General features: G+C 59.9%; 12 protein-coding genes and 1 pseudogene. 5 read left to right on the top strand and 8 right to left on the bottom strand.

Annotated features, from left to right (window positions below):
• The first annotated feature begins 165 nt into the window (after positions 1-165).
• Positions 166-629: pseudogene (locus FGD77_RS18190) on the top strand (transposase).
• 314 nt (positions 630-943) lie between these two features.
• Here the strand turns inward: FGD77_RS18190 and FGD77_RS18185 are convergent.
• The 8 genes from FGD77_RS18185 to FGD77_RS18150 all read right to left on the bottom strand — a co-directional run bounded on the left by FGD77_RS18185 (position 944) and on the right by FGD77_RS18150 (position 9,358).
• Entirely contained in the window at positions 944-1,957 is a 1,014-nt protein-coding gene (locus FGD77_RS18185; RefSeq protein ID WP_369682739.1) for a flavin monoamine oxidase family protein, read from the bottom strand.
• A 204-nt stretch (positions 1,958-2,161) separates the two neighbouring features.
• A complete protein-coding gene (locus tag FGD77_RS18180; protein ID WP_255012081.1) occupies positions 2,162-4,447 on the bottom strand; it encodes a VWA domain-containing protein in 2,286 nt (761 codons plus the stop codon).
• Between the two features lie 78 nt (positions 4,448-4,525).
• A complete protein-coding gene (locus FGD77_RS18175) occupies positions 4,526-5,590 on the bottom strand; it encodes a hypothetical protein (RefSeq protein ID WP_255012079.1) in 1,065 nt (354 codons plus the stop codon).
• 18 nt (positions 5,591-5,608) lie between these two features.
• Positions 5,609-6,637: a DUF3137 domain-containing protein gene (locus tag FGD77_RS18170; protein WP_255012077.1), complete on the bottom strand. Its 1,029-nt coding sequence runs from the start codon at positions 6,635-6,637 to the stop codon at positions 5,609-5,611.
• 36 nt (positions 6,638-6,673) lie between these two features.
• A complete protein-coding gene (locus tag FGD77_RS18165; protein ID WP_255012075.1) occupies positions 6,674-7,435 on the bottom strand; it encodes a hypothetical protein in 762 nt (253 codons plus the stop codon).
• A 56-nt stretch (positions 7,436-7,491) separates the two neighbouring features.
• Positions 7,492-7,896: a hypothetical protein gene (locus tag FGD77_RS18160; protein WP_255012072.1), complete on the bottom strand. Its 405-nt coding sequence runs from the start codon at positions 7,894-7,896 to the stop codon at positions 7,492-7,494.
• A 40-nt stretch (positions 7,897-7,936) separates the two neighbouring features.
• On the bottom strand, positions 7,937-8,920 hold the full coding sequence (locus tag FGD77_RS18155; RefSeq protein ID WP_255012059.1) for a hypothetical protein: 984 nt from the start codon (positions 8,918-8,920) through the stop codon (positions 7,937-7,939).
• A 69-nt stretch (positions 8,921-8,989) separates the two neighbouring features.
• The gene (locus FGD77_RS18150) at positions 8,990-9,358 is read right to left on the bottom strand and encodes a hypothetical protein (protein ID WP_255012057.1); all 369 of its coding nucleotides are present in this window, start codon (positions 9,356-9,358) and stop codon (positions 8,990-8,992) included.
• Between the two features lie 185 nt (positions 9,359-9,543).
• On the opposite strand from FGD77_RS18150, the gene FGD77_RS18145 reads away from it, so the two are divergent.
• The 4 genes from FGD77_RS18145 (at position 9,544) to FGD77_RS18130 (ending at position 14,485) form a co-directional block, all read left to right on the top strand.
• A complete protein-coding gene (locus tag FGD77_RS18145) occupies positions 9,544-10,020 on the top strand; it encodes a molybdopterin-dependent oxidoreductase (protein WP_255012055.1) in 477 nt (158 codons plus the stop codon).
• Positions 10,017-11,783 carry an ATP-binding protein gene (locus FGD77_RS18140; protein WP_255012053.1) on the top strand — a complete coding sequence of 589 codons (1,767 nt, stop codon included), beginning with the start codon at positions 10,017-10,019 and terminating at the stop codon, positions 11,781-11,783. Before FGD77_RS18145 ends, FGD77_RS18140 begins: the two co-directional genes overlap by 4 nt.
• Positions 11,780-12,844, top strand: a complete 1,065-nt coding sequence (locus tag FGD77_RS18135) for a response regulator (protein WP_255012032.1) — start codon at positions 11,780-11,782, stop codon at positions 12,842-12,844. Before FGD77_RS18140 ends, FGD77_RS18135 begins: the two co-directional genes overlap by 4 nt.
• Positions 12,845-13,492: 648 nt before the next feature.
• Positions 13,493-14,485: a TniB family NTP-binding protein gene (locus tag FGD77_RS18130; RefSeq protein WP_255012030.1), complete on the top strand. Its 993-nt coding sequence runs from the start codon at positions 13,493-13,495 to the stop codon at positions 14,483-14,485.
• The last annotated feature ends 1 nt before the right edge of the window (position 14,486 follow it).

The raw sequence follows: 14,486 nt of genomic DNA, 5'->3' as shown, positions 1-14,486 counted from the left end.
ACTCGCCACCCGAGATGCTGCACGACGGACGAATGACCGGTCTGGTGAAGCTGCGCTGCAGCGCTGTTGGCGATCATAGATGACCGCTAATGGAATGTGTCGGCTGCTTCCCCACCGTTGGGTTATCCTGAACCGGGATCAACCGCGCAACAAGGAGAAGCAGCCATGTGTGCAAAGAAGACAGGAAGCATTGGAGACCTTGCCGTCGTTGGGATCGACATCGGCAAGGATACGTTTCACTTGGTCGGGTTCGACCGGTCTGGCCAGCTGGTCATGCGCAAGCAGATCAAACGCTTGGCCCTGAACGCCACCTTCGAAGGGCTACCACGCTGCATCGTGGGAGTGGAGGCTTCAGCACCGGCGGTCGCACCATTCTCGGCCGGATCACCAAACGCGGCAGCCGCTATTTGAGGATGTTGTTCGTGCAAGCGGCGAAAGTGATCATGATGCGGCCACACCGATGGGCCGACTTCAGTTTCGGCCCGTGGCTGACCGAAGCGGTGGCACGCATGCCCCGAAACAAGGCGGCCATCGCGCTTGCCAACAAGCTCGCCCGAACCGCCTGGAGCCTACTGCGGCACGGCACCCGGTTCGACGCGCCAAAAGACGCGGCCATGGAAGCGATCTGACGCCTTCCACGGTCACAAAGGAGTTCGCGATAGAGAGAACAGCATGGAACGGAGAAAATACGCCCCCAGAGTCTGACGGCCCAAATGGTCATCATGGACCTTGCCGGTAATGAGACCACGGCGCGTGCGTAACCCCATCAAGGCCACGGCCCGCGAGCCGATCAACAGGCCGGATACATATGAGCGATTTCCGAAATCGTGCAAAATTCTCGATTGCGAACAGCAGCCGACACATACATTTGGGCCGAAACAAACTACGCTCGCATGTCCACCTGAGGCACAAAGAGCGGTCAATGGCTCCTAATGACTCGAGATCACGCTGCGACAGTATCAAGGCTGAGGTGTGCGGCCCCCGCCGCGGCCAATGCGCCTTCGAGAAAACCGCCATTATCTGGGGCGGCTTCGGTCCCAGCGAAGATCAAGCGGTCAGTCGACGGGACCGCACGATACATGTGATGGCCACCGGACGGTGTCTGGTCAGCAGCGACAGCAGTGTTTAGATCCATACTCCAATCCTTGAATATTACTTCATCGGGTGTAGCCGCCCTTGGGCCGAATAACCGCACCAGTTGGTCAACGGCTGCGTCGCGGAACTCCGGAAGGCGCCCGGCGCCGGGATAAGCAAAACCAAAAAGCGCCCCCACGCTAGCCCCATCAGGCGAAGCATCGTGTATCTCGGCCAGCGGCCCGCAGTGCGAAATCGCGTCCCCATTCAGCCCTTGGTCCCGCCAGAAGGGGGTCGCATAAGTTGCAACCAGCTTGGTCTGCCCCGCCATCCATGTGGGCACCTCCGGGACAGAAATGCCCAGCCTGGTAGCCAACCGTGGCGGCAAGGCGAGCACGACTCGCGCAGACCGTATTGTCTGACCTGCTGTTGAGACAGTTACTCCTGTCGCATCTTCAGCCACACTTTCCACCGGGCGCGATAAGAACAGGCTATCTCCGATCTCTTCCGCCAATGCGTCGCTGACACTCGTAAGCCCGCCCGCCACACGCAGCGCACCGCTCATGGTGGCAAATTCGAGATCGCGGCGGATCATGCCCCTCGCATCCTCAAAAACCAGACGCCCGGTCGCGTATTGTGGAAAGCTGTCTATTCCGAGACGAGAAAGAAGCGCCAGCATGCGGTGATTATGCGGCCAGATCCATGATGGCCCAAGATCATAGCCATTTTGCGACAACATTCGGCCACCTGGCCTGTCGCGGGCCTCCAGCACTGTTACCTCGCGCCCTTGGGCTCTTACCGCGCTTGCCAGCGCCAAGCCCGAAAGCCCTGCACCTATGATGCAAAGTTCAGTTTCGGTGCTCACGTCAAAAAGCTCTCCCACTTGGCTCAGGTGGCCTGTATTGGGTCAGGCCTGCGCAAATTCGAAATCTGAAGTGGCTTTTAACTTAGACAAGACGCGAATCTGAAACCAATGTCAAAGCTCGTTTATTTACCGGTGATGAAAGTAAACCGGCGTTCCATGAATTTTTTTTGAGCAGCATCAAGGCTCAGCGTTAAGCGTATCTCGAGAGCGCCTTTGCTGTAATCACTCTACCCGTATGATCCGGCGGGCCAGGACTGACTGGCCGGGAATGTCCAGGAAACGCAGCTCATACGTGCCCGGCGCGTCCGGAAGGGTGATGGAAAGCGGCGGCGCGCCGTCGATCCTGATGGCGGTGATCCAGGTGAAGATCGCCTGATTTGCCCGCGCGATCGAGATGCGTTGATCGCCGCTGGCATTCTGAACCGTCCAACCGACGCTGATGGTCTCGCCGGCGGCGGCAGTCTCGGGCGCGCTCAGGCTAGCGCCGCTTTGGAGCGCGGCATCCGCGGCAAGCACCTCGATGGCGTGCCGCGCAAGCACGCGGCGGCCCTCGTTCAGCACATAACGCAGCTCGTAGAAGCCCGTCTCGGCGGGGGCAGCCAGCTTGGCATCGGTATCCTCGCCGACCCTGACATAGGGACCGGATTTTTCATCCGGCGTGCCGATTGGAACGATCGTGACGTAGTCCTGGCCGTGGACGGCGCCGGTCCACGCAACGCCGATCGTGTCCTCGGCCCTGATCTGATCGGGGCCGCTCAGCGTGACCTCCGGCTCGGTGATTTCGATGGGATTTGACGCCAACGTGCGGCGACCCTCGTTCAGGACGTAGCGCAGCTCGTAAAGGCCGGTCTGGCCGGGCGCCTGCAAGTCACTCTCGTTGTCGTCCCCGACCCGAACGTAATTCTCGGCGCTGCCCTCATCAGCGCCCATCGGCACGATGGTGATGAAGTCCTGCGCGTCCACCGTTCCGGTCCAGCTGACGCGAATCTTGTCCCCGGCAAGGGCCGTTTCCGGGGCGTCTAGCGTGACCTTCGGCTCGGTGATCTCGATGGGCGTTGAGGCCAGCGTGCGGCGGCCCTCGTTCAGTACGTAGCGCAGCTCGTAAAGGCCGGTCTGGCCGGGCGCCTGCAGGTCATTCTCGCTGTCGTCCCCGACCCGTATGTAATTCTCGGCGCTGCCCTCATCAGCGCCCATCGGCACGATGGTGATGAAGTCCTGCGCGTCCACCGTTCCGGTCCAGCTGACGCGAATCTTGTCCCCGGCAAGGGCCGTTTCTGGGGCGTCTAGCGTGACCTCCGGCTCGGTGATCTCGATGGGCTTTGACGTCAGGGTGCGGCGGCCCTCGTTCAGCACGTAGCGCAGCTCGTAAAGGCCGGTCTCGCCGGGTGCCTGCAGGTCGTTCTCACTGTTGTCGCTGACCCGGATATAATTCTCGGCGCTGCCCTCTTCAGACCCCATCGGCACGATGGTAATGAAGTCCTGCGCATCCACCGTTCCGGTCCAGCTGACGTGGATCTTGTCCCCGGCAAGGGCCGTTTCTGGGGCGTCTAGCGTGACCTCCGGCTCGGTGATCTCGATGGGCTTTGACGCCAAGGTGCGGCGGCCCTCGTTCAGCACGTAGCGCAGCTCGTAAAGGCCGGTTTCACCTGGTGCCTGCAGGTCATTCTCACTGTCATCGCTGACCCGGATATAATTATCGGCGCTGCCCTCCTCGGCGCCCATCGGGACGATGGTGATGAAGTCCTGCGGCGCGACCGTTCCGGTCCAGCTGACGCGGAACTTGTCCCCGGCAAGGGCCGTAGCGGGGCCGTCCAGCGTGACGTCATATTCAGGCTCTGGTTCGGGCAGAGGTTCAGCCGAAGGTTCCGGAGTGGACACAGCCTCGCTCACGCTCGCAAAGGCCTTGCCAAGCTCGTCGGCATTGCCAGCCGATAGATACTGACCACCGGTCCTGTCCGCGAGGCAGGACAGCGCACTCGCATCCGCATCGCCAAGACCGAAGCCGACGACATGCGCGGTAAAGCCGACGCCGCCTTTTTCCAGCGCATCGGCTAGCGCGCAAGGGTCGCGCTCGCAGCTCTCCAGCCCGTCCGAGATCAGGATCACGGTCGCGGGCATATCTGTGTAGGACATTTCGGTCGCGGCTCGCTCAACGGCGCTTGTCAGGGGCGTCTTGCCGGTCGGAGTGATCGCGCCAATCCGTTCGAGGATACCCGCGCGGGTATCCTGCGCCGGCGTGACAAGTGTTTCGATGTCGGTGCAGTCACCCCGGCGGCGATGACCATAGGCCATGAGCCCAACATTGCGGTCGGCGGTCCATTCGCCCAGTAGATTTTCCATCACATCGCGTGCAATCTCGATCTTGGCAGTACCGTCGATCTGGCCCCACATCGAGTTCGAGCCATCAAAAACGATCATCACGTTTTCATCGGCGGCATACGCGGCCGTGGAATAGGCCAGAGTGCCGACAAGCGACAGTGTCGCCGCGTTGAAGAGGTTATGTTTCATATTCACTTCCTTCGCGTGTGATGATCCGTATGCGGTGCGCCTTGTTGCCGATATCGAGCCTTACTGCTTAGCAAGCTGTCAAGGTACGATGCCGTCACTTAGGGGGCCTATGACGGTTCCGCTCGCTTCGAGCGCCGTGGCGGCATCTGTCATCGCGGCCTGCAAAGCCGCCGCTTCGCGACCTATGCTCTCGCCCTCAGCCTGCCCAAGTATCTTACCCGTTTCGATGTCGATTTCCTGAGCAAAGACCAAGTAACCGTCAGGCTTTTCCACCCGGAATATCTTGAAATTGAGAAACCGGCGCGGCGGGTCGAGCTTGCCTGGCCCGGCCTGGCAGATCTCGCGCATCCCGATTTCGGGCAGGATTGCGTTGCTGCGGCCCATCCGGAACCGGATGTGCCGGGTGGATCCGTCGCGGGCGGTGCCGGCGAGGTCGCGCTCCGTCTCAAGAGCGCGAAAATAGTCGCCCGGCGCGTACTCCGCGGGCGGGGTCATGCCACGCGCAGCAAGAAAGCCGCGCGTTGCGGTGTTTTCTTGAGCGAAGTCGGGCGCTTCCGCCTCCTCGCTGTCACTGCATGCGTCCATGTTGGGCATCACGGTGTCGCGCGGTTCCATCGCAACAGGAAAGGTGTATTTGAAGCCCTCCGACACACCCTCGAGCTTGCCGACAAAAACCTTGTGGCCGATGACGCGCATCGTCAGTGAACCGCTCTCGATTCCGATGTCCTGCGCCACATATGTTGTGTCATCATTCGCCGATTGCACGAAGAGCATACTCTTGCCGCCCTGGCTGATGACGAACTCGCGCCCGCATTGATTGACTTCCATCTCGAACAGGCCTTCGCTTTGCGGTTTGCGAATGGTCTGACCAACCCAGCCCTCGCGATTGTTGTACGCCTGCGCGATACGCCCGGCATCCGGCAGGGCATTCCCCGGCGCGACGTTGACGAAGCTTTTACCAAAGAAGTACTCGTAGGTGCCCTCGCAAGGCGGAGCCCCTCCTTTGGCGGGATCGGCCATGCCCGTAATGGCCATCAGGGCGAACAGCCAGGCGACGCTGCTCTTGCGCGTTCCTTGCAAAGGTACCGTTTGCATTTCGTCCAGTTTCGGGCCGGATCTGTCGCGACGTGCTCGAATAGCCATGTTCTTTTCCTCCTTCGCTTAGGGTTCAGGATGATCGCCGTGCAGGCGGTCGATGATGCGGCGGGCCGTGGCAATATCTTCGAACACGCCGTGAAGATCCTCCTCGATCTTGTCCGCCGGCGTAGTCAGGCGGCTTAATTTGATGAAATCCGCATCGCGCTTGAGAGCCATGAAGAAAGAGTCGTCGTGAAATCCCGCCTCCAATCCCTCGGCGCCGCGGCGGCCGCCCTCTTTCTTGGCTAATCGCACGAGGCCGGCCAGAAACTCAGGCGCCAGCACGTCACGTGCAACTTGAGGGTCGGCGGAATAGGCCTCAAAATGTCGCTCGAATTCAGCATGGCCGGTTTCGACCTTGGGCATGCCGCGCCCGGAAGTGCCGCCAAACATCTCGGTCAGCTTGTTGCCCATGCCGAAATCGCGCGCGATCAGGATGCGCGTTGGAATCGGGTCCGGGACACCAATGCGCAGAAGCAAACCCTTGAACAGCGTCTTGCTGGAACGATCGCTTGTATCGTTATCCGCGTTTGAGCTGCTTTGGCTCTTATCACTGAAGAGCTTAGCCTCGACAACTTCGAATGCCGTGTCGCGGTAAGTCCCCTCGAGCCGGTCGCCGATCCACGACCGCGTAAAGGACCGGATCACGCCCAGCTTCTGCATGCGCTCCAGCGGAAATCCCTTGTGTGCGTCGCGGTCATAGCTCAGATCCCCCAGGAAATCGCAGACAACGGGCATCACGGTCTGCGCGGCCGCGCCGCTCCATCTGTCCGCCTGCCGCTTCCACAGAAGAAAGGCGGCGACGGCGCCGAAGGCAAGCGGCACGCCGAAGCCGACCAACAGCCCGGCCAGGCCGTTCGCTCCGGCCCCGAAGAGCACGAACAACAGCCCGAGCGCCGCCCCGCCCGCCAGCGCCATCGCGGCATGCCTTTTGGCCACGGCCAGAATGGCCTGTCGCTGCGCTTCCAGCTCACTCAGGCGGGGCGCGACGCGAGTCCGGAACACCTCGCTAAAGCCGGCCTCAATCGGGCTACGTTCAATGTATTCGGTCATATCTCCTCCGGTGGATCGTTTCGGACCGAAGTCCAGTCAGGGAAATTCCCAGCCTTCGTGTTCAATCCGCATGATGCGTAGCTCAGGATCGGTAAGCGATGTGTCGATGCGCAGACGAAACACCGCGCTGTCCGGGTGGCCGAAATTGCGGAAATTGGCGTGCACGGTGATCATGCCGCGGTGCATCGCGCGCTGCGGTGCCGGGACCACTTCCAGCTCGGTGATGTCGGTGTCCTGCGCATCGAAAAGGGGGTCTGCGCCTAAGCCGCCGCGCTTTAGACGCACGACGGCATCTTGGAAAAAGTAATTCCTTGCCTCGGACGGATGCAGCGGCCCGATCGCGCTTTGACTTCTGGCGCTTTGGTGCAGGTCATAGACTTGGCGCACCAGCGACACTGCTTCTGCGATCAGCGGGTCGCCAGCAGGCTGGTAAGCTGCCGACGTGTCCTCGGCTAAAAACCGCGCTGCGACCCAGCCTTGGGCGCGGCGATCCGCGCTTTGCATCAGGCACCACCGGGAGGGAAGGGCGCTGCGCTGGCTGTCGGTCAGCTCCCAGTATTTTTGGCGGGGCAGGAACGGAACGCATGTGACCATCTGCAAACCGGTTGCATCAGGCGCGAAGGCACCGATCACCAGATAGTCGGCTCCGGGCCCGGTCCGGGCATTCAGCACATCATTCGCAGCAACCCCCGTGACCTGCCAGGCATCCGGTCCATGCCCATCCATCTGCGCCAGCGCGCCGGAGGAGGGCAATAGCAGGACGGCAAGGACCATGACGCACCTGTATAATATCGGCATGGAAAAACCTCCTCCACAAAGATTGCGTGCTGTCGATTGAGCGAACGACTGACCGCTTAATCGCGAACCAAAGTCACGTCCTTGACCACCACGTTTTCAAAATTTTCGCGGTAGCGCTCGATCGTTTGCGCGCGATGCGTGCGCGCCAGCGCAGGCGTGTCAAAGCACCTCGACGACGTGCCGTTCAGAGCGACGTCATGCTGTGCGCCGATCACATGGTAGAAAAGACTGCCCAGTGACGATCGGTCTGCCGCCTTATCGGGCACGACGTTCGATACGAAGTACATGAATTTCGGGTCATGGCCCGGTGCGTGCTGACAAAGATCCAGACTACCTGTCGCTTCCTGCTGTTGGCACTGACTGAAAACAAAAACATAACCGTCTTGCTCGGTGCATTCAGCGGCGGCGGTGCCCGCCATGCCGCCCATGACCAAGACAATGCAGAGTGTAGTTGATTTCATATCGTAATCTCCTTTCTTCTGTCGGGGGAGGGGGGCCGCGCTATGCTGGACGCGCGCGGGGCTCATCCGCTGTCGCAGGCTGGCCTGCACCATTCGCCCGCTCTTTCAGCTTGCGGAACTTGGCTGACATCTGTTCCAGCTTGGCGTCCCATTCGCGGTTGGGCTCCTGGCCCTCAATCGTCTTGAAATAGACCTGCATCATGCAAGCGATGGCGAAAGGCTCCAGCAGCGCGGCCTTGACGCTCCAGGCAAACAGCAGGGCAAAGACGACGCCGCCCGCCGCCCATGCGCCGGGCATGAGGTAGACGACCAGAGCCGCGGGGGCGAGCATGACGATGAAGACAAGAAAGCTGAGGCCATAGACAATGATCGCCAGCCAAGCGGCATTTTTTAGCATCACCTTGTAGTTCTGCCCGTAAAGCACCAGCGCCTCCTTGGCCGACATCCAGGCGTTTTCAGACCGGGTGCGGATCGCATAGGCGAGGATGACCTCGTCGATGAAGCCGACCGCGACCTTCAGGAATGCGGCGAGGATACCGCCCAGTTGTTGCACACCGGGGATCGGTAGGATGGTCAGGATACCGCGCACCAGTCCGGTGATGGCCCGGACGACGCCCTTGATCAGCTGGTCGATGGCGAAAAGGACGCTGGCCTCTGCAAATCGTTCCTTGACCACTGCTGTCGCATGGTGGATCTGGCTCCGCCCCTCGGGCATCGGCTTGCCGTCGATCAACTCGATCAGCACCGCGATATGACCGGCCTTGACGATATAGAGGATGTATTCGCGCGCCCAATACATGATCGCGCCGAAAATGCCGAAGCCTGCAAAGCCGCCCCACATCGTGCTGCTGGCGCGAAATCCCTCGTCGCCGAAGCCACCGACCCCCCAGCCGACACCGGCCCCGACGCCGGTGACCAGGATGTAGCCCAGCGTGATACCGAAATAGACGGCGATGCGCAAAAGGATGAAGGGCAAGGTTCGCACCATTATCCCCAGCGCACCGCCTATGCTAAAATCCCACATGAAAAAGTCCTTCTTGAAAATCACTCTTTGAAATTCCGGTGCCGGTCCTGCCGGCGTATTCGCCACACATCACGACTCACATTTGCTGTTGCCATACCTCGCCGCGCAGGCCCGTGCGGCGCAGGAGTCGATTTGCGGATTGCGCTGCCGCGCCTTGATGTCGACAGTCTCAATCTCGGTATAAGGGATCGACACAGTCTCCATGACCTGCTGGCAATGCGTGACCGTTCCCGAGGTCGTGCAGGTCGATCGGCCTGTCGGGCGCTCTTCGCTGCGGTATTTCGTGACGGCCTCCTGGCGGTAGACCGGCGGGATCTTAAGCAGCCATTCCGCCTCGCAATGCTTGCGCTCGGCCCGGTATTCAGGCGTGCCACAGCTGGACAGAGCGACCAGCCCGAGGGTGCAAAAATAGAGAGTTGACTTCTTTAATGGCTGCATTCGCTCTCTCCGACCGTCCGATGCCGCTCGCGTCATTTGCGGACTTGGGTGGCATGTTCACATGACCTGACCGCAATCCGCCCCGTTCGTTCAGAGGGGGCGGCCAAAGATTTCCCTACGTAAGCTGTTTGCACAAATGAGCGCGTGCTGGTGAACTGCTACCGGATCAATTGGGGAGAATGGACATGCTGAGGCAGGCGCAAGTGGCTCTGAGTGGTTTGATGCTGATGAGCGGAGCGGCCGTGGCGGATCAAGGTGATGTGATCCTTGAGGTAACCGGCCAGATAGCGGATGGGCCCGCCGCACTGGACCGCGCTACGTTGCAAACCCTCCCGTCTGTCACGATCAACACCTCGACTGTTGTAACCGACGGCGTCCACGCCTTCTCGGGCGTTCTGATGCGGGATCTTTTGGATAGCTTGAATGCCGAGGGCGATCAGGTGATGGCAACTGCTCTGAATGAATATGCTGTGGACATCCCCATGAGCGATTTCTACGAGTATGACGTGATCCTCGCTACTACCATGGATGGCAAGGAGCTGGTGCGTGAGGATAAAGGGCCACTCTGGATCGTATATCCCCGCAACGATCACGAAGCATTGCAGGACATCCGATATGATTATCGTTGGGTTTGGCAGTTGCGCCGCCTCGACGTGCGATGAGACAGCTCCGCCGCCTTTGGTTGATCCTGCCTCTGGTCACCGTCCTCGTGTTCGCGGTTCTGCTATCGTCTTCGCTTGTGCGCATGTTCGCCGTCCAGAACGCTATGCGTGTCAGCGCGGAACAGAACATGCTCTGGGTGTTCCATCAAAGCGACGTAGCTGCCTTGCGCCTGACCAACTTGGTTGCGCTGGCTGAAATGGGAGAAGCCGGACAGGGAGATCTTGCACTCTGGTTCGACATCTTATCCGGCCGGATCTCCTTACTGAATGACGGGCCACAGCGCCGTTTCGTCGAGGAAATTGGATTTGGCAGAGATCTGGACCGGCTGACCGACGCCCTTGTCGCGATTGCGCCGATGATCGACGATTTCACGTCCGGCGATGGCCCGCGACTGCGCGCCGCGCTGGCACCCTTTACGGCAGTGCTGGGTCGGGCGGCAAACGCGTCGATGATCGCGGAATGGGACGAACTCGGCGGGCGGCTTGAGGCCTACCGCAACCAGCTACACCAGAACATTCTGTCGCTAATCGGGATCATGGTCGCGGGCGGCATCCTGACGGTCACGCTTGTCATTGCGCTGCGGCAGTCGCGCGCGCGCAATCACTTGTTGCGGCGAGAGCGGGATTTTTCTGGCCTGCTGATCTCGTCCAGTGGGGAAGGTATCTTGGCGGTGGACAGAGATGCAAATTGCTCGTTGTGGAACGATGCGATGGCAGAGATGATGAACCAGACGGCAGAGCAGGCCATTGGACGGCATCTGTCCGACGTCGCTGGGTTCTTCGACATCGCGCCGGTGCGGGACGGCGTAGCGCGCGCCCTTGCCGGAGAGACCTCGCGGTTGACGCTTCAGCCCCTGTTTTCCAGGGAGTATGACACGCCGCTCCATGTCGATCTGAGGTTTTTTCCAATGCGCAACGACGGTGCGATCCTTGGTGCGATCCTGTTCATGCACGACGCATCCGACCGCCACGCAGCTCAGCAAAAGGACGCCGAGGACCGCGACCGTCTGGAAGAATTGGTTGCCGAGCGCACGCGTGATCTGGATAGCGCACTCCGGCGTGAACGATCGGCGGCCGACCTTTACCGCAACTTTGCAGCGATGGTGTCGCATCAATTCCGCACGCCACTGGCGGTTGCGGATTCAGCGCTGCAACGCCTGATCCGGCGCGGCCCACGCGCCGATTCCTTTGAAGTTGCTGAACGCGCTGGCCGCGCTCGCAATGCTATCGCCGGCCTCACGCGGCTGGTGGACAGCACGCTGGATGCCGCGCGACTGGATGCGGGTCAGATCGGCGCCCGCCGGGAGGAGTGCGATTTAAACGAGATCATACATTCCGTCTGCAACCGCCAGCGCGACGCGGCGCCGGACCGGCCAATCGAGATCACACAAGCCAACCCCGGACAGGCCACCGTGTTCTGCGATCCGGCCCTTGCCGAACAAATTCTGGAAAACCTGTTGTCCAACGCCGACAAATACGCCGCCCCTGAAACCGCTGTATCCCTAACCCTGCACGGCGACGGCGAAAGCCTTTTTTGTGATGTTCACAATTCTGCTAACCCCATTCCTCCGGAAGATCGCGAGCTTCTGTTCGAGCGCAATCACCGCGGATCGAACAGCGTGGGCGTCACAGGCACCGGCATCGGGTTGTTCATGGCGCGCACCCTGGCACGCATGCAAGGCGGTGACGTCACCTTGCTACCCGATGACGACGGCGTGACTTTTCGCGTGACGCTGCCTCGATGCAAAGTAGGCCAGACATGATGCGAGACGCCGGTTCCGCCCTGATCATGGTGATCGAGGACGAAGAGGCGCTGCGGCGCGATCTCGTCGAAGAATTGCAGGAAGCCGGGTATCGCACCTTGGCCGCAAAAGACGGTCAGACGGCACTGGGCCTATTGGCCGGAACCGCGCCCGATTTGTTGCTCTGTGATATAACCATGCCCGGTCTGGACGGATATGATGTCTTGCGCCGGTTGCGCGCCGAGCGCCCTGAACTGAGCGCCACGCCATTCGTCTTTCTGACCGCCTTGTCGGATCCCCGCGAGGTCATCGAGGGCAAACGGCAGGGGGCTGACGATTATCTGGTCAAACCTGTTGATTACGACCTGATGCTGGCCACCATTGCGGCCCGACTGCGCCAGGTTGACCGTATCCGAAGCCGCCATGAGGGCGAGATGAAAACGCTGCGCCAAGCGCTGCCGGGATTGTCCGGTGGCGATGTAAGCGGCGGGGTCGAAGCCGCCCTCGACCTCATCTCGCTCGGAGTTGTCTTGCTTGACGGGCGCGGGAGGCCGGTTCATATCAATCGCGCCGCTCATGAAATGAGCGCCGACCCGGACTTCATCCAGACGGGGCCTGACGTGTTGAGCTCCCCCGATCCACTGTGTGATCGAGAATTGCAACGCGCCCTGCGTGAGACGCTAGACACTGCGAAGGCCGGAAACGAGACTGTCGTCGGCGTGATGCTGCACCGACCCCAGGATGCCAGATCCGTCCCGGTGCTTTTCTGCTCACTGGCCGTGGCAGGAGGCGCGCCACCGGATCAACCTCATGTCGCGCTGTTTCTTTCTGCTCCGGACCAGCGGAAACGCGTTCCAGATACGCTCCTGATGGACCTGTTTGGCCTGACTCCGACTGAAGCGCGGGTTGCCGGAGCGCTCGCCCACAGCACTCGTGCGGCTGATGTCGCAGCGGAGCTAGGCGTGTCGCAGACGACGATCTCATTCCACATGCGCAACCTGTTCCAGAAAACCGGCACTAACCGGCAGGCCGATTTGATCGCCCTGATCCTCGCTGGCCCGATGATGATACAGTCGGAATGAGATGAAAGCCGCTCCATCATGGAAGGCGATCCGGAAATCTAATGTCATCTTGAGTCTATAGCCACTGTAGCTCTTTCAAAGCCCAAAAATTGCTCTTCACCAACCTTCGTAGGTGGTGATGCGAGCCGTACTCATGCCTTTGGTCGCAATTTCCGGATTGTTCGCGAAGGCAACAGACAGGCCGAGTCTTCTCGCCGGCATGCTTGCTGTGAGAAAAAAATCGCCCGGCCATCCAGTTTTTACTTCGCCTCACGGAAAAATGGCCAATCTTCTCGTTGAAGTCGGAAGACAGGTGCTTGGCTGCTGCGGGACTCAGAAATAATCGCAATCGTCCAAATATTGACCGCACCCTGAAGTTGGAGGCGGGAAGTCCGCAAGCGACTGAATGAATTGCGATACTCTTCAATTGGACCGTGACTGTGCCAGCACCTTGGCGCACTCGACGACAGAAAGCAGAATGACGTGGCGTCAAGCCGTTTCCGGCGTGAGAACAATGAAAGCACATTCCGAAAACGAACCGGTTACCCGCCGACGTGCTGGCGCCGGCTTTTTGCAAAACATCCGTTCGGAGGACCTCAGAATGGCAAATGAAATTCTCGCAATGCGTACCATCGCATCAATCGCAACGCAATTTTCGGGAGCATAGTCATGAACGTTTCAACCAATGCAGCAGCGCAAATTCAAAAACTGCGTCAAATCCACATGCCCACTGAACGCGACCACCAGCTCAAGAAGCACCTCTATCGCTTGTTCGAAGTCAATAGCGAGGGACAACTGACGTCAGTGCCCTGTCGCTACACAGCAGGGCAGGAAACCCGTGGTGTTATTCTTATCGAGGAACCCGGGGGAGGCAAGACAACTGCCGTCCGCACGGTTCTTAAAGAAGCGGAGTTTCTGGCGCAAAACCCTGAGACTGGCGAGCCTCGCTATCTTGAAATTCAGGTACCGAGCCCCGCGACGCTGAAAAGCGTTGGGTTTGCCATTCTCGCCGCCCTTGGCTTGGAAGGTCTGTCTCCCAAAACTACAGAGGGGGAGATCTGGGCGACTGTCAGACAGAGGCTGAGGGTCGCTGGGATCCGTGTTCTCTGGCTAGATGAGGCGCAGGACCTCATCATGGCGCGGTCGGCCAATGAAACCGAAAATTCGCTGCGCATGATCAAATCGCTCATGCAGGGCGATAATGCTGTCATCCCGGTCTTAAGTGGGACCCGGCGGTTGGGAGAGGTCGCTGCATTCGATCCTCAGGTCTCCCGGCGCTTCACGAAAATCATGCCGTCCAACCTCCAACATGGAGTGGACGAAGCTGGTCTGATCTCTCTGGTCGAATACTATTGCAATGAAGCCGCCATCAAGGCGCGCGTTGATACCGATGTCATGGCTCGCCTGATAACTGCAAGCCGTCACCGATTCGGCCGTGGTATTGATACGATCATCAACGCTATAGAATGTGCACTTTGGGAGGGCGATAAGACCCTGACGGTCGATCACTTCTCCGAAGCTTGGGCGATGCAGGAAGGATGCGATCCAAGCGCCAACGTCTTTCTCAGTGACCATTGGCTATCGATACATCTTGATACGGGTGCCGAAGAATACGACGAGGCGCGCACAAAGCGGCAAAAGAAAAAGCTGGAGAGGGTTTGAA

It is taken from the genome of Roseovarius sp. M141 (genome assembly GCF_024355225.1).
GTDB lineage: Bacteria > Pseudomonadota > Alphaproteobacteria > Rhodobacterales > Rhodobacteraceae > Roseovarius.
Note: the sequence above shows the minus strand (reverse complement) of the source record. Positions and strands in the feature narration are given on the sequence as shown.